Source organism: Paenibacillus sp. FSL R5-0713 (assembly GCF_037973325.1).
In the GTDB taxonomy this organism is placed as follows: domain Bacteria; phylum Bacillota; class Bacilli; order Paenibacillales; family Paenibacillaceae; genus Paenibacillus.
Genome location: NZ_CP150229.1, coordinates 441,602 through 458,023 on the forward strand (window position 1 = coordinate 441,602; position 16,422 = coordinate 458,023).

The 16,422-nt window shown below is 47.2% G+C and carries 16 protein-coding genes; 6 read left to right on the top strand and 10 right to left on the bottom strand.

Features of this window, described 5'->3' with window-relative positions; translation table 11 throughout:
- Positions 1-112 precede the first annotated feature (112 nt).
- Positions 113-964 (bottom strand): AraC family transcriptional regulator, encoded by an 852-nt coding sequence (locus MKZ12_RS02120; protein ID WP_105601564.1) that lies wholly within the window; start codon positions 962-964, stop codon positions 113-115.
- 256 nt (positions 965-1,220) lie between these two features.
- Here MKZ12_RS02120 and MKZ12_RS02125 point away from each other — a divergent pair, with 256 nt between their 5' ends.
- Positions 1,221-1,682: a cupin domain-containing protein gene (locus MKZ12_RS02125; protein ID WP_017691032.1), complete on the top strand. Its 462-nt coding sequence runs from the start codon at positions 1,221-1,223 to the stop codon at positions 1,680-1,682.
- A gap of 72 nt (positions 1,683-1,754) precedes the next feature.
- Here the strand turns inward: MKZ12_RS02125 and MKZ12_RS02130 are convergent, their stop codons facing one another.
- From MKZ12_RS02130 to MKZ12_RS02140, 3 genes are all read right to left on the bottom strand, one after another.
- Positions 1,755-2,609, bottom strand: a complete 855-nt coding sequence (locus MKZ12_RS02130; RefSeq protein ID WP_339258487.1) for a hypothetical protein — start codon at positions 2,607-2,609, stop codon at positions 1,755-1,757.
- The gene (locus tag MKZ12_RS02135; RefSeq protein ID WP_339239221.1) at positions 2,606-3,124 is read right to left on the bottom strand and encodes a sigma-70 family RNA polymerase sigma factor; all 519 of its coding nucleotides are present in this window, start codon (positions 3,122-3,124) and stop codon (positions 2,606-2,608) included. The genes MKZ12_RS02130 and MKZ12_RS02135 overlap by 4 nt, the downstream gene beginning before the upstream one ends.
- A gap of 283 nt (positions 3,125-3,407) precedes the next feature.
- Positions 3,408-4,235: an aldo/keto reductase gene (locus tag MKZ12_RS02140; protein ID WP_339258489.1), complete on the bottom strand. Its 828-nt coding sequence runs from the start codon at positions 4,233-4,235 to the stop codon at positions 3,408-3,410.
- Between the two features lie 336 nt (positions 4,236-4,571).
- On the opposite strand from MKZ12_RS02140, the gene MKZ12_RS02145 reads away from it, so the two are divergent.
- The 4 genes from MKZ12_RS02145 (at position 4,572) to MKZ12_RS02160 (ending at position 8,142) form a co-directional block, all read left to right on the top strand.
- Entirely contained in the window at positions 4,572-5,828 is a 1,257-nt protein-coding gene (locus tag MKZ12_RS02145) for a DUF445 domain-containing protein (protein WP_339258491.1), read from the top strand.
- 358 nt (positions 5,829-6,186) lie between these two features.
- A complete protein-coding gene (locus MKZ12_RS02150; RefSeq protein ID WP_143786547.1) occupies positions 6,187-6,468 on the top strand; it encodes a hypothetical protein in 282 nt (93 codons plus the stop codon).
- A gap of 15 nt (positions 6,469-6,483) precedes the next feature.
- Positions 6,484-7,818 (top strand): hypothetical protein, encoded by a 1,335-nt coding sequence (locus MKZ12_RS02155; RefSeq protein ID WP_339258493.1) that lies wholly within the window; start codon positions 6,484-6,486, stop codon positions 7,816-7,818.
- A gap of 51 nt (positions 7,819-7,869) precedes the next feature.
- The gene (locus MKZ12_RS02160; protein WP_091018402.1) at positions 7,870-8,142 is read left to right on the top strand and encodes a hypothetical protein; all 273 of its coding nucleotides are present in this window, start codon (positions 7,870-7,872) and stop codon (positions 8,140-8,142) included.
- Between the two features lie 138 nt (positions 8,143-8,280).
- Here the strand turns inward: MKZ12_RS02160 and MKZ12_RS02165 are convergent, their stop codons facing one another.
- The 4 genes from MKZ12_RS02165 to MKZ12_RS02180 form a co-directional block, all read right to left on the bottom strand.
- Positions 8,281-9,057, bottom strand: coding sequence for a YcnI family protein (locus MKZ12_RS02165; protein WP_339258494.1), 777 nt, complete (start codon positions 9,055-9,057; stop codon positions 8,281-8,283).
- Between the two features lie 464 nt (positions 9,058-9,521).
- Positions 9,522-11,237, bottom strand: a complete 1,716-nt coding sequence (locus MKZ12_RS02170; protein ID WP_339258495.1) for a copper resistance protein CopC — start codon at positions 11,235-11,237, stop codon at positions 9,522-9,524.
- A 250-nt stretch (positions 11,238-11,487) separates the two neighbouring features.
- Positions 11,488-12,144, bottom strand: a complete 657-nt coding sequence (locus tag MKZ12_RS02175; protein ID WP_150365287.1) for a response regulator transcription factor — start codon at positions 12,142-12,144, stop codon at positions 11,488-11,490.
- Position 12,145: 1 nt separating this feature from the next.
- Positions 12,146-12,976 carry a histidine kinase gene (locus tag MKZ12_RS02180; RefSeq protein WP_339239228.1) on the bottom strand — a complete coding sequence of 277 codons (831 nt, stop codon included), beginning with the start codon at positions 12,974-12,976 and terminating at the stop codon, positions 12,146-12,148.
- A 304-nt stretch (positions 12,977-13,280) separates the two neighbouring features.
- Here MKZ12_RS02180 and MKZ12_RS02185 point away from each other — a divergent pair, with 304 nt between their 5' ends.
- On the top strand, positions 13,281-13,448 hold the full coding sequence (locus tag MKZ12_RS02185; RefSeq protein ID WP_017691019.1) for a hypothetical protein: 168 nt from the start codon (positions 13,281-13,283) through the stop codon (positions 13,446-13,448).
- 136 nt (positions 13,449-13,584) lie between these two features.
- Here the strand turns inward: MKZ12_RS02185 and MKZ12_RS02190 are convergent, their stop codons facing one another.
- The gene (locus MKZ12_RS02190) at positions 13,585-15,417 is read right to left on the bottom strand and encodes a diguanylate cyclase (protein WP_339258497.1); all 1,833 of its coding nucleotides are present in this window, start codon (positions 15,415-15,417) and stop codon (positions 13,585-13,587) included.
- A 311-nt stretch (positions 15,418-15,728) separates the two neighbouring features.
- The gene (locus MKZ12_RS02195) at positions 15,729-16,319 is read right to left on the bottom strand and encodes a DUF5317 domain-containing protein (protein WP_339261285.1); all 591 of its coding nucleotides are present in this window, start codon (positions 16,317-16,319) and stop codon (positions 15,729-15,731) included.
- Positions 16,320-16,422: the final 103 nt, after the last annotated feature.

The following is a 16,422-nucleotide window of genomic DNA, read 5'->3' on the forward strand; positions in this document are numbered from 1 at the left end:
CCGCAGTGGCGTAGCCATGGGTCCAATGATCGTGATGCCTTTCGGGTATAAGTAATACGTGATCTCTGGAGCAAGGCTACCCACTCGGTTTTATATGATGTGATCTGAAGATCTACCGGTGTTCCTTGCGATAGCGTAGCGGTGTTGTACCGGTGACTTGTTTGAATGTTTTGTTAAAATGAGCCGTATGCTCAAACCCTACCTTCTCTGCAATCATCTGGACACGCTCTTGTGTCGACAGCAATCTTCGTTGTGCCTCTCGGACACGAACAACACGCAGATATTCGCTAAACCGAAACCCGGTAAACCGGCTGAACATTCGGCTCAGATAGGATGGACTGATATAAAAACGATTGGCTGCACCCTCCAGCGTAAGTGGTTGGGTGTAGTTGCTGTTCACATATGTAACGATTTCACTGATTTTGTCCTGCATCGGATGCAAAGGACCGGGGCATGACTGCCGAATATCCTCCTCCACCCGATGAATACGGATCAAAAGTTGGGCAAGCAGACTTCTGACCGCAATCTCATAGTGAGGGCGTCGCTCTTTGCATTCTTGCAGCATCTGCCACAATATACGCTCCATCTCGGGCTGTTCCGCTTCAGGCAGGCGAAGAAGTCTTGAACAATTAAAAGGCAGCAGACCACATATGCCAAGCTCCATCCCCGTTGCAAAAGCAGGCGAAAAACCGATTAAAATCCGTTCGAAGCCAGGAATACTTCCTTTGGAGGTGCTATGTACATCGTTTGGGTTAATCAGAATAAAATCACCCTTGCGGGCAGACAGAATCTGACCATTCATGGAATAAACGCGTTCACCTTCAAGCAGGTAATACAGTTCGTAGAATGGATGAGCGTGAGGCTGAGGCATACCGTTCCCATCATGTCTGCGCATATGTTCAATGGTAAATGAATGTTCACCGATTCGATATTTGGGTCCAATCCGATCTTCTATGAGACTCATGGTACAGCTCCCCTCTGCTTCACGGATTAACAACGATATCCATATCATAACGGAAAATCCATCTTTTTGTAAACGCTATCATTGGAAATGAAATATTTCTTTAATCATATGTAAAATACCGTGAGAACGAATCTGGCATGGACCATGGGAGCTGTCAAGGTGACAAAACTTGAATGATGTTTTAGAGTAGGGGGAGAGAGGCGAAACTCTGGTTAAGGAGTGTCTCCAATATGATGTAGAAGGAAGGAAACAGGTTATGACGACACATGAATTATCGCCATTGGTTGCTGCGCTCAATATGCAGCCTCACGTTGAAGGCGGTTGGTATAAGGAAGAATGGAAGGCTTCTTATCAGATTCCACAGTCGGTTCTGCCGGATACTTATTCCGGCCCAAGATTCTCGGCAAGTTCCACGTATTTCCTGCTGCACGCACATGAAATCTCCGAGTGGCATACCGTTCTGTCCGATGAACTTTGGCTGTGGCATAGTGGCAGTCCGGTTGAATTGAAGCTGGGCGGCAACGGAGAGAACCCGGAGAACGAGGAAGTTCTTGTTCTGGGTATGGATATTGCTGCAGGTCAATCACCACAGGTGCTTGTTCCAGCGGGCGTATGGCAGACAGCACGCCCGTTGGGTGATGAGCCTGTACTGGTCACTTGTGTAGTCGCGCCAGGTTTCCACTTTGATGATTTCAAGCTGGTATCCAAAAGCGAATAGGGTTGCCTATGACCGATAAAATCCCGATTCGAGATGCTCAGCGCATCCGAATCGGGATTTTTTGGGGAATGACTAATCCATTGGATTTTCGTTACTCATCCAGCTGTCCACATAAAACTCCTCATGATAATCTGGTTGTCCGGCGAGTTCTTTGAGCTTCTGTTCAGCTTCTTCAGCGGTAGAATATTCTCCAATAACTGCTGTAAACTGCCCAGTGGACGTTTTGAGGAAAGAGATGTCCTCACCCGGATAGGATTCTTTAATTATTCCCATCGATTCTCCAAAAGGCATTGATTCTGTGCGAAGCGAGTATACTTTCCGAGGGGTGACCGGTTTGCCGTCGGAAGTCAATTTCACTTCCAAGTAGCCGGGATTTTTGAATTCCGTGACGGCGTACTGTACCCCTTCTTTTAAAACAACGACGAATCCGACGGAGGAGTCGTCTAAAATCATGGAGCCATATACATCTTTCACCAAAGGTTGGGTCATAAAGTCGGCTTTGACTTTCTCTACATCCATGTAACGTGCACCGCTAAACGTGAAGAGGACACGATTCGGTGCTTCTTTGTGTTCGACATTATAAGAAGGCGCATCATTGGCCTGATCCTGTTCGTCGGTGCTGAAATTAATTTTAAGGGTATTTTCAGTTGCTTCTGAACCCACGGTTATCCCATCCGTAATCTTGCCGCCATCGCCGAATTGAAGCACCTGAACAATCGTTCCGACCACAGGTATTTTGACCATGGCGTTGGCGACAGTAGGAATGTTGATAATGAGCAGTAAAGCGGCACATGCTGCTAGACTTGAAGCGTAGCGAATGATACGGGATGAGCTTTTGCGAGCGGCGGCCTTTTGCTGGGCACGACGAATAACATCTGGAAGTTGAGCTGGAATTTCAATGTTTTCATAACGTTCTTTGCTAGTCATAGATCTCCAACCTCTCCTTCGATTAAATCCATTTTTAATTTGTTGATAATCCGATAGAATTTTGACTTCACGGTATTCTCCGACAGGGAGAGCACTTCTGCGATTTCTCGAAAACGCATATTACCGAAAAATTTTAATATAATATAGGCCCTATCTTCAGGCACGAGTCGATCCAATGCATCGTACAGATCCATTTTCTCTTCCACGGATGCCCCTCGTTCTGGAGCCACAAATTCCTGTACATGATCCTCCATATAGGTCACTCGTTGATTCCGTCGAATATGATCTATCGCTGTGTTAATCACGATTCGTGACATCCAGGAATCGAAATAAGTCATGGATTCCATTTTTCCATAAGCGATGAACCCTTTATAGACCGCTTCGGATACGATATCCAGCGCTTCTTGTTCATTTTTAACATAGCAGTACGCCAATCGATATAATTTATTCTGAATTGCTGTTATTTTTTCGCTGAACTGTTCTTCCTTTGTCTTTCTATGGTTCAGTCTAATCACTCCTGATCCCCCCATGATAAACCTAAATATTCAAGTCACTGCTCGTTCCAGGCCTGGATTCCATATAAGTGCTTGAGTTCGCTTGACACTCGTTAGACTGATGAGGAGATCAAATAGTTTTAAATGGTCAAAAAACTTTTTTTGGGGCACAAAAACGGCACTGAGTAGGATAGCGGGCCTCGCCTCCATTCTTAACTACGAATAGATTGTCTATAACATCACATGACAAAACACCCGCTCCTCTAAGGTGGAGGGCGGGTGTTATCGAATTAAGATGTTTATATTAAAAATTAAAGTTGTCGGGATCAGAACCAAAGCGTTTGTTCTCGTTCAGTCCGTTAATCTGCTCTACTTCTTCTGAAGTTAACTCAAAATCGTAGAGATCGGCGTTCGCGCGAATACGCTCAGGCGTGACGGATTTGGGTATGGTCACGATGCCGTTCTGCAGATCCCAGCGCAGAATGACTTGGGCAGGGGATTTGCTGTATTTGGCGGCGATGTCCTGAAGCAACGGATGATCCATCAGATGACCTTGTCCGAGCGGAGACCAGGCTTCGATCTGAATCTGATGTTTGTTGCAATATTCACGAAGCTCCGATTGAATCAGTAGTGGATGAAGCTCGACCTGATTAACCGCTGGTTTGACCGTGGCATCAATCATGAGGTCTTCCAGATGATGAATCTGGAAATTGCTCACACCGATTGCGCGGACGCGTCCTTCCTTGTGGAGTTTCTCCAGCGCTCGCCATGTATCTTTGTACTTGCCTTTGACCGGCCAGTGGATGAGATAGAGATCCAGGTACTCCAGTTCGAGTCGTTCCATACTTGCTTCGAAGGCGGCCAGTGTGGATTCATATCCCTGATCGCTATTCCACACTTTCGTAGTAATGAACAGATCTTCACGGGCTACTCCAGATTCACGAATACCCTGAGCGACACCTGTTTCGTTGTTATACGCTTTGGCTGTATCGATGCTGCGATACCCGGCTTGAATGGCCGTTTTGACAGCATGAACGACTTCGTCCCCGTCTTTAACTTTGAATACTCCAAAACCCAGCCATGGCATTTTGACTCCGTTATAGAGCGTGGTTGTGTCCTGCACGTGTTTCATGGTCCGAAATTCCTCCTCTGATTGATTCATTGTTCCACTATGTAATTACCCTGCTGTTCAGCAGCCAATCCATATAGGAGGGCCGTTATGATGAATTATACTAAAATAATCCTGGTATTGGAAAAGGGAGCGAACCGTTTTACGAGGTAAACACCATAAATGTCCTTTTTTGGCCAAGCACAGGTTTGGTTTTGACGCTCGTGGGTGATAAGATGAAGTATACGATATATGGAAGTCAAGACTTTTGCTATTGGAGAGTTTACATAAGAACAGACGAAGTGCGGAATCGGGTACAGGCCGGGCCGTGCGATTTAATGATAAAGGAGCAAGAATACAATGGCTAAACCTAAACAAACCAAAAAAGCAGCAGCCTGGTCTCTCGTGGTGATGGGAGCGGGATTTGCAGCATCCTTGCCGTTCCAGGGCGTTCCCGTGGGCAAGTTGCTGGTAGGATCATTTGAAGCAGGACTTGTAGGGGGACTTGCGGACTGGTTCGCAGTGACCGCCCTATTCCGTCACCCGCTCGGCATTCCCATTCCGCATACGGCTTTGCTGCCGAAAAATCGGGATAAAATGACCGAAGGTCTGGTCTCCGCAGTAGAGAATAACTTACTTAACAAAGACAGCATTACCGAGAAAATTGCAGATTTCAAAGCAGCAGAGACGGTGCTCGATACGTTGACACGTGAGCTTCACAATGACGGGATCAAGACCATGATCGATACGCTCTGCAAACGAATTCTGGCGGGTCTGCCGTTGGAGCAGATTGCTCCACTCGTAGCGTCTGAGATCAAGTCACAGGCGGGCGCTTTTGATCTGGGTCCGATTCTGGAACGGGCTGCTCATCAGATGACAGAGCGGGGTTACGATGCTAAAGCACTGGACTATGGACTGAAGCAAGCCGAAGAGTGGCTGGTTAAACCCGAGAATGTGATGTTTTTGGGTGAAAGCGGAATGAAAGCGATCAGCGGCATTCAAATGAACGGATTGATGCAGTTTGCGATGAATGCGTTCCTTGGTTATATGAACGAGGAGCGTTTGGGTGGCATTTTGCAAGGATATCTCTTCGATCGGGTAGAGGATATGAAACGTGAAGGCAGCGCTCTAAGGTACAAAGTGCTTGATATGGTACGTACCCAGGCGGTGCGATTGGCCATGAGCGAGGCTATGCAAGATGGAATCAACGGCTGGAAGAACAATATGCTTGAGGGCTGGAACGCAGAGGAAACGGTGCTGAACAAACTCATTGAATTGAGAGACAAGGCACTCGCCGCGATGGAAGATGGACAGTATGTAGATACATATGCTCTGCCTGCCATTGAACGGGTATTGGTTGATCTGCGGTCAGATCACGAGTTGATGACAAGCATGAATGCCAAGATCGTAGATGGCGTCACAACACTGCTGGAGAAAAATCATTCCAAAATCGGTAACCTCGTGCGTGAAAATGTAGACAAAATGGATAACGCCTCCTTGATCTCAATGATTGAGGATAAGGTGGGGCAGGATCTGCAGTGGATTCGGATCAACGGAGCCGTTACCGGATTTATTATCGGGATTGCGCTGACCGCTCTGCGGATGGTGCTTGAGTAGGAACGTTAAGTACGGCAAAAAGGAGGGCCGCTCTTACAAAGAGCAGGCTCTTTTTGTCGTGCGTGGGAAAAATCTCATGTATCTGTTGCAAGAATTAGGAAACGGGGTAATGTACACCAAAGTACCCTGAATGAATCATATAGGAAGAAAGTTACATGAAAACGATTCTGTTAGCCGATATGGCTCATGTTGATTTTGTACTATGATGCAGGTAACAGATGAATAGGGTGTGCTTCACATATGGTGGAACACCCTGATTCTATCCAGAGGAGGAATCCGTATTAAACGTGCAGGATGGTTGAAGGGTTTATTCACACTAATGATGGTGTTGACTATATTTCTGGGAGGTTGTCAGAACATGAATGCAAGTGAGAAGGAAGCGTTATACAAGGAAGCTGAAGCAACCGTAATTCAGCACTTCAAGCAGAAGTTCGAGCTGGATGTTGTGATTACAAGCAAAGAGTTGTTGCCGGAGATGGCAGTGTCCCAGATAGGGCTTAAAGGCCATGTGAAAGATCACGAAGATCAGAGTTTTGGCATTTCGTATGACTACAAAAAGAAGGTAACCAAGAACCTGGTCATTAGCCCTGAGATTGAAGAAGTGATGATGGCCAAGGGACATGATCCATACGCTAAATAAAGGGAGGTGTAGTTATTGAGTAACGGGTCCAACATTGATGATGAAACGTATAAAACGATGTCTGATCTGGCCTATCAGGATCAAAAGGCTGGAGACAAATTAACGGAACTTCCCGGATGGGAGGTCCTTGAAGGGACGGAAAGTAACAAACTTTCCGGTTTTGATGCCGTAACATTTTATAATCCCGAGACCAAGGAAGCCGTCATTGCTTATCGTGGTACAGAAGGAAGTGCGTCTCTGGATCGTTCGGTACCAGACTTTGTCATGGATGGTCGTATTGGGGGCGGAGAGTTGATTCGCAAGGGTCAGCAGGAGGCCGGGAATTTTGTTGATAATCTTACACCGGATTGGCTCGACAAAGGGGTGCAAGGCGTCAAGGATTTTACGGGCATATCCAAAGTGGAGAATTGGGCTGGTGACAGGGTAAGAGACGTGGAGAACTGGACCGGTGATCGCGTAAAAGATATTGAAAAAACCGTTTCCCCGACAGGCTGGGCCAATCAGATGTATCAATCAGAAGACTACGCAAGTCACATGCAGAACAAGCATAAGGATCTGAATTTCTCGATGACCGGACATTCCTTGGGTGGGGGAAATGCACAATATGCTTCTGCTTATACCGGAATTCCAGCCGTGACGTTCAGTGCACCATCAGTAATGGGCAATTTGACGCCAGAGATGCGTCGCCGGGCTGAAGCGGGTGAGTTCGACGGGCAGGTTGTGAACTATGCCAATCCCAGTGATCTGGTAGCCAGCGGAACGTTGGGCGGATATGACCGACACGTGGGATCGACGTACTACATTAATTCCAATTATGAGGATGCAAACGATGGAGTGGGCATTATTGATAAAGCCAAGAACTCATTTGGCGGAGAGAACTATCACAGTCTGGATCAATATAATTTCAAAAATGGATACATATCCAATGATCTGTATGATCCGATTACTGGAGAGAGAGTCCGCTATTCACCACGCCTTATGGATCACATGGGGCCGTTCAGCAAGAACCTCGGTCCGTTAGGTTTCAGGTCTGGCGGCGGTATGGCTCTTGGGGCAGGTGCATCCGGCTTGATTCAGGTAACGCCAGAAGAACTGAAAAGTGTCGCCTCCCGGTGGAAGCAAAATGCACAGCAATGCAATGCTGAGCTGAATCAGGTACGAAGCCGCATGGCTCAATACCTGCATACAAGCCGTAGTCGCAGGCTGGAGCCCATTGTTACCCAACTGGACGCGTCGATTCAAGAACTTAGCACATGGCATATGAAACATACCAGCCAGTTCCTGAACTTTATTGATGAGAAAGCAGATGCCTTCCGGCAGGCGGACGAGAGTCCGGTTCATTTTAATTAGGAATCAGGTTGGTTAGTGTCGCTATCACGTACATGGGGGAGGGGAACGCAAGTGGGTGGACAATTGCTGGTGGAATTGAATGATCTTCGAATTGCGGAAAAAGAACTGACACAGCTGCTTGCCCGTCTGCAAGCCGATGAACAGGAAGCGAGGGCGCTATACAGTCGCCTGAACGATTGGAAAGGGCAGTCTGCTGATTATACAAGGCAGCAGATTGAAGAGTTTTTTGCGGGCCTGTCCAAACGTATTCAATCCATCGAAATGCAGAAGAAAAGCTTGCTGCAATATATTGAAATTATGATCCAGACGGATCAGGAACGCTAAAAGAGTGGTTGGCTGATGCCATATTGCGGATGGCACTCAGCATGGATAGACAAAAAGAAGCCTATGGTACATCGGGGTTGATCCCGTATGCCATAGGCTTCTTAGTTATCTCAAGTTATCGCGTGCTGCATATCGTTCTTAACGTTTTTTGCGACGTGTCGCCAATGCAATTCCCAGGAAGGAGAGGATCAGGGCCAGAATGGATACAATCAATGTGGCCTGTTGAAGCTTCAATGTACCCGGGTCTGTATCCGTGTTATTCGGCTCACCTGTAACGGTGTCGTTAAGTGCATCGCCCAGCGTAGTGTCATCGTTTGCTTTGCTATCATCGGTAGCTGTATTATCACCAGTGCCTGTTTCTGTACCTGCACTATCATGTCCATCGTTGGCATGACCTCCACCTGCCGCAGCATTACCAACAGCAGCCGGATCTTCACTAATCGTTGTAATACTGTGTGGGTTGGCATCACTTGGCTGGCCTGTCCATTCTACAATACTGCCATCGCTGTAGTATTGGAAGGCATCCCAAGCGACTTCAGCTTCCGCCTTAGGGTTCTGTGCAACAAAGTTGAACTGTTGGAATTGTCCTGCGATGATACCCTCGTTATCGCCTTCAATTTCCCATGTGATCGATGTGACTTCATTGGAATCGTTCTTCTCTGTGGTGATTTTCCAGCCTGCCAGTGGTTGATATTGCTTGAATGCCACACCTTCGGGTACTTTCATGGTGATTTTGGTTGTAGGCAGATCTTTCTCGGATGGAATCTTAATCGTGTATGTCTGCCATGCGCTTGTCTGTGCAACGGATGGGCTAACAGTAACGTGAGCGCTAGCGAATCCGGCGAATAGCATGAATGCCGCGGTACCTGTTGCGATAGTGGATGTTAGTTTGGAAATCCATGATGTTTTCTTCAAAATAAATAACCCCTCTCAGTTCTTATCATATATGATGCGGCCCATTTTCTTAAATGAGTGTCCACGTTCTGCAAAGGTACCCTTTCGGTTACGAATTGTTCTATGGAACACCGTTATTCCCGGATTTTCTTATGCAACTATATCAATTAAACTAAATGAGGTTTACACATACACTCCGATGACAGAATAACCCTCCAATCGCTGTTATCCCCAGATTTTTTTGATTCCCTTTTCTCAAAGGGAAAATCCGGTGATAAAGGCGAACGCTTCGCTTTTTCAGGTTTTTTCTGTCCTCTCCGTTTCAGTGTAAACATTAGTTAAATTTATATTAAGTCAGTTCAAATCCGGGAATAAAGCAGAGTGCTTCGCCTCTCCAGAATCAATTTCGTTCCCTTCACTACATTTGCAGTTCGTAGAAACACTAATTTTAGATTGGGTCACTTTTCAAAATCAACGTTGTGAAACTATGGTTTGGCAGTGTCGATCTCAAATTCGGCATCAAGTGCATCCAGCGTTTTGGTCAAGAGGTGTACCTTGATATTCCAACGTCCAGGCATGGAGATGTAATCTTCAGCCTTGTACACACCGGTGTCGTTTTTCGGAATGGTAATCTCATAGATCCCCATATCCATATCCAGATGTGTGAGTGACAGCGTGATCTGTTCCAGATCATTAACGATACTGCCATCTGCACGTTTCACATCAACTTCAAATTGGTTCTCTCCCGTCACATTGGGACTCACCTGAAGTGTGATCGCCGAGCCATCATCTGTAGTCTTTGTCTCCTGATACGGTCCAACTGCTGCTGGTTGCCCCGGTGACAGATGTGTCAATACGGCGGCCAGAGCGAGAATTACAGCACCAGTAACAAGCTCGGCTTTCAGGCTGCCGGATAATCTGCTCCCCGTTGCTGCTCTAGCGAGTCGCGCATGACGCCATGCCAAGATAACCATCACAATCAACAGGACGATCTTGCCGATCAGCACAAGACCATAGGCTGTAGTGAACAAGGAGGTCAGTACCGGCGCGGGTAGAATAATCAGACTGCTGTATATTCCTGTAGCCACCAGAGCGGCTACGGCGCCGATCCCCCAAGCGGTGAATCTACGTATGGCAGTCCAGTAGACTTCTCCTCGCACCTTCGAAGGCAGCTTGTCGGCGAGTGGAGGCAGACATATCGCCATGGCAGTCAATGCACCAATCCAGAAAGCGGCACCGATCAGGTGCACGAAGTTCATGGCAATGGCGAGAGCGCGTTGATCCGCCGCAGCCGGATGTCCCGTCATGGCATGAGTGAACAGCCATCCAAGCACGAGCACGAGTGAGCCGTAAGAAGACCAGATGCGAGCACGGATGGATCGATCGCGGTCATATCCGGAGAGAATCGTGACGGCCAATAGCATGACAATGAGCATCTGTAACATCCAGATCTGACCAAAAGATGTCAGTTTGAGCGCACTCCCGATCAGTGCCCAGCTTAGTTCGCTCAGCGCCACACCAGATTCATATAACGTATTCAGTGGCAAGCTGACCAGAGCGGCAAAGGAAGCGGCAGCATAGCTGATCCATAACAATCTGTAGCTACGCGGAACGTCCATAGGTTCTCTTGTCATGGATGTTGGTGCGATTCGCAGCAGCAAGAATGCAAGTGTCCCCAGGATGACAGACAATCCGAGATACTGAATCCAGTCTGTCAGGGATACGATCCATTTCAGCGGTCCACCTGTTGAACCAGAACCAGATGTAAGATCACTGAGTCCAGCAGGAGAACCAGAAGGTTCTCCGATATGGAAAACATAGGCGCCTTGAATCGGGTGCCCATCGGCAGATACCGCTTTCCAGTTGACGGCATAAGTCCCGTTCCCGAGTCCGGCCTGCAGGCCAGTCTCAAGAATATGAGGGCGGTCCGCATCGATCTGAACATTTCCATCGCCTGCCTGAGTACCGTCAGGCCCGGTAATTTTGATATCATAAAAAGCCGTCTGCAAGGATTCGTTGAACTCCAGCGTCAGCCGCTCCGGAGCCGTTACGAGTATCTCGTTCTCTCCTGGCGAAGCCTTAACAATATAAGCATGGGCAGATGCCCACTGTGGCATAACAAGGCAGCACACAAGCAACAGGCTGGTGATCAATGCCCAGTGCCGTTTGCCCCATTTCAGGGTAAAGCTTGTCAAAATCAAAAAATCATCACCCTCAGGTTATAGATTTGTAGTCATTCCTGGCCCTTTATACACAATCTATCCCATTATAACTTTGTCCAAAATGACTGCGTATGACTACATTGGGCTATAAAAAAACGATTTGGTCTTCATAATTGTGACAAAAGCATGAATGTGTATGGTGTAGAGCAGCATCTCGTCTCATGTTACAAATCTCATATGGGTATGCGATACGTACGTGCTACCATTCACATATCACCACGAAGCTGCGCTATTTGCGAAGCTTACGTCCCGCAAGCCCACTCTCTAGCGCATAGCGGGTGAGTTGTACCCGGTTTTCCAGCTGGAGCTTCTGCAAAATGTTTTTTAGATGATTCTTCACCGTCTGGTCTGAAATACCGAGCTGATCAGCGATCTCCCGATTGGTATATCCCGCGGATACCCATTGCAGAATCTCAAGCTCCCGCGCCGTAAGTGGATTATCTTGTACATCTTCACTGCGTGGTGCGGGAAACTCCTGCAAAATCCGGTAGGCCAGTTCCTTGCTGAGCGGTGCATCGTCGCTGACGATGGCGCGCAGGTATTCAAGCCAGGTAGAAGGCGTCAGATTTTTGAGCAAATAGCCTTGAGCACCTTGCTTCAGTGCTTCGAACAGGAAAGTCACATCATCCGATACCGTGACCATAACAACAATAACATAAGGGAATCGCAGCTTGATCTGACGGGTGGCTTCCAGCCCATCCATCTCCGGCATCTGAACGTCCATCAGGATCAGGTCAGGCATCCATTGTCCGGTAAGCTCCAACGCTTCCTGTCCATTCGAAGCTGTACCAATCACTTCAAACAGGCTGTCCTCGGATAAAATGCTACAGATCGCTTCACGCGCATGCGCATGATCGTCAACAACCAATACACGTACATGTTCCATACTAAGCATGCTCCTTTCCTATCGTCATTCGTGTATGCCCCGGTCTTGAATCGAGGGTAAAAGACCAACCCATCTCGGCAGCACGTTCCTTCGTAATTCGCAGTCCGTACCGATCCTTCAGATGAAGAGGATCTCCGCTTAGTCCATTCCCATTATCCTGAATATAAATGAACCAGGCAATTGGGTTACCCTCCGCATGAACCTGAACGCGGGTAGCCTGTGCATGTTTGCGTACATTCAGTAAACCCTCCCGGATACAGGCTAGCAGTTCCACTTGTTCCTTGGCAGAGAAGGTTATACCGTTCAGATCCCAGTGAATCTGTGCGCCGGGTACGGTTTCCATCACGAGCACTTCGACCTGTGCATGCAGTGAAATAATCTCGGGTGCCGCGGTAGAGGAGGGAACATAGCGCAACTGGGCAATCGCTTGCCTTACATATGTATTGACTTCATGCACGGTTTTTTGAATCTCCTGGATCTCATGCTCATGTCCGCTCCCTGCCAGACTACGGCCCGCTTTATCGGTCTTCACGGACAGCAGGAAAAGAGACTGAGATATGCCATCATGAAGTTCTCGGGCCAATTGGTCACGAGCTTCCAGAGCTGCTTTGGCTGCGCGTTCCTGCTCCAGAGCAGCCCTGGCGCCTTCGAGCATGTGGAACAATCGGCTGAGCAGTGTCACACTGACGAGATAAACAATGACGGGTGTTAACCAGTTCCCGGCGTCCATCGAAAGGTACGGCATCAGAAACTGATGGCGAATATATTCCCAGATGCCAACCGTAAATGTGGGGATCAGCAGAATCATCCATTTGATTTGTTTATAGGACATGAATGCAGAACTCCTTTGACCTAGGATTAGCTTAATAAGGTAATTTATTTATACAGGGATGGGATCATTATAACGCAAGCTTGTCCAAGACCCTAGTCTGTGTCTTTGGAGAAAGCTGGGGAGGATCAGGGAGTATTTAGAAGGATATCTAAGAATGACAAGGGGTGAAATGTTGTCACGCTAGGTGAGGGTTGGTGTGAACAGCTGAGGAAGGCTGAGTCCGTTTTCCCTATCGGAGAAGGTCCTCTATACTTATATAGAACGTGAATTCATTACAAAACATGTTAAGGAGTGAAGCAACAACATGAGTCAAGAAGTATTGGAACGTCGCAGTGAATTGCTCAAAAAGAACATTCACCAGATGCTTGTTCAAGACAATCAGCACGGTATCAGTCGTCAAGACAACATGTTTTTGCAGCAGATGATCAAAGAGCTGCATCAGACCTCACATGAACTGAATACCAAATCTTAATGTAGAATCTGCACGAGAATGAAGCTGTCTGGTGTACGATTCATTCCATGATGAAAATGAAAATGGCGCTATCTCCGAATCAGACCGGGGATAGCGCTTTTGATTTTCATCTGAGATAGAAGAAGCTTCATTTATCTTACAGCAACTGTTGTTGAGCGGTTCTTTTCTCAATATATCGAATGAATAACTCGGCAAGCTCCGGATCAAACTGCGAACCCGAACATGCGCGCAGCTCCCGAATGGCTTCCTCCACGTTCTTGGTCTCCTGATACGGTCGCTCTGTCGTCATGGCATCAAAGGAGTCAATGACGGTCAACATCCGGCACAGCCGGGGAATCTCGTTACCCTTCAGGCCGTAAGGATAGCCCTTGCCATCATAGCGCTCGTGGTGAAGTTCAATATACGGAATCAGATCGGCGAAGCGATCGTTCGTGATCACCATTTTTTTACCCCAGGTGACATGTCCCTTGATCGTTTCCCATTCTTCTGCGGTGAGCTTGTCTTTCTTGTTCAGAATAGACCAGGGAATCTCCAGTTTGCCGATGTCATGAATCAGTGCTCCCAGCACGAAACGGCGTTTCTCCGCATTGTCCAGTGCAAGCAGTTCACTGATATCCAGTGCATATTTGTAGACCCGTTTGGAATGTTTAAACGTATCCATGTCCTTGTATCTGAACAGATTGAGCTGTTGCTCGATGTCACGAACGTCCTGTACCAGATCAATCTCGTGTTCCATGCCATCATTGCTTCCGTGGCGGTGCACGTTGTTTTTGCCCTGTTTCTTCGCGTAATACAGTGCTTTATCCGCCTGATCCACGAGTTGGGATTTGTTATACATATCCACCTGATAGGGTGCGACGCCACCCGAGAAGGAGAGACAACCGTGCGGAAACACTTCAACGCCTTCAAACGGCGTGTCATTTAGTTGTTTGCGCAGCTTATTCATAAACTTGTAGGATTCGTCCAATTCCATTCCTGGCATGAGAAGTGTGAACTCTTCCCCTCCATAACGAAAGGCGGTAACAGGTGTACCTTCGGTCTTTCGCATTAGAAAATCCCCCAGCAGGGCCAGCAGACTGTCGCCTTGGAGGTGGCCAAACCGATCGTTATACTTTTTGAAATCATCGATATCAATCAGTCCCAGACAGAGCGGTGTTCCCTGCATACGAGCGGTCGTCAGTTCATTTTCCAACATACTTTCAAAATAACTATGGTTGAAAAGACCTGTGCGTTGATCCGTGTTAGCTTTCTCCTCAATGGTCTGATACATGACAAACAATTGCTTGAATGCATGGGAGAGCAGAATACTGAGACTTAAGTACAACAACAGACCGAGCACGCCATTGTGTACAACCAGAATCGTCAGGACAAGCGCCAGAATCAGCGTACATAAATAAACCAGCAAGGATTCGGTAACAAATGCCCGCTTCATCTGCTGTAATGCATCTTTCGTTGAGAAATGAAAGAATAAGCCAAGTGTAATCGTGTTGATGATGAAGTAGGCCGCAAGCGCTGCAAAATAAGGAAGCAGATTATAGCCGTCCAGCGTTCCCGATTGCCCGCCAGCCCACTCAAACACCGCAGCTGCTCCCGTAATCATAAGACTGTAGATGCTGAAATTGACAATGTGTTTCCACCAGGTGAGCTTGCGCTCTTTGATTAACAGAATGATGGAGACAGGAAGCAGTACAGATAAACTGAAGGCTCCGCCAAACATGAATATACAGGCAAGGTATACCGATGAATCCATGGATTGCTGATTGCCTTTGGGTGGAATCTGAAACGTGAAATAATCGAGAATTAACGCCGCGCCCAGCATGGTATAGACCATGACCCAATCCGCCGTGGTTAGATGAAGATAAGACCACTTGTTCATGTACAGAAAAACACCGATCCCGGTACAACTAAGCAAAATTACATACAGACTGCTTCGATCTGCCTTATGGATAAGGTTACGAATAAAGTTCATAAAAAATCTCCTGCTTGGGTTTAGTCTACTCTTGATGTGTATATAATGGGTGTTCTTGTATAGGGATATACTATATAGACGTATAACATACCAATTTGCCTAGCAAAAATCCAGAAAGAAAAAACAGGCCGCTGGCAGCCTGTTTGTCTTGTTTGGCGGTATGGATACTAGCCGCCCAGCTTGTATCCCGAAGTTAGTGCTACAACGACAGAAGCCACGATGATTGCGTTGATGACAATGCGGGAATATTTCACACCTTCAAATTTTTTCATGGAGAAGACCTCCCTTCCTTGGAGTCTACCTGGTTCTCGTCAAGCCTGATGAGTTTTAGCAGGTTGCACAGCCTTTTTGTCCCGATTCACCATCATGTACTGGATAAACAGGAATATGCCAACGTTCATGACTACATCACCGATGCTGATAACTTGAGTTCGTGGATAAGGGCTGGAGAGTGGGATGATATCACCGAGAAAAGGCAAACGTGTAGACGCATCCATCATAAAATGCTTCGATACGGCTCCGCCTTCCCGGAGCATGTCTACATAGTAGGGTCCCAATACAGCGGAGGCTTCCACAGAAACCGGCATACGTCCACCGTTGACAGCCATCACGGCAAAATTGAGAAACACACCAATCCAGATGAGCATAAAACCGGTATGGTGCCTATTGAGCCACAAAAATGCGAGCCCTGTAATGTAGACGGCAGCAAAGAGATAACCATTAATAGATGCCACCCATTCGAATCGTTCCTGCAGATAGAAAATAAAGAACTGGATTAGAAGCAATACAGGGAAAATCCAGCCACTTCGCAACTTGAGTGATGCAAACTGATGGAGCCCATGCCGCAGCCCGCCTCGAAAAAATCCAACGATCAAGCCGAGTAAAATACCGTCATATACCATAAGTAACTCCTGTTCATGCGGAGATGTGCAATAGGATTGCGTGTTTGTGTACATAAAGGATTCGACCTGATATTGGTAATTCCTGCATGAGAAAAATGATTTT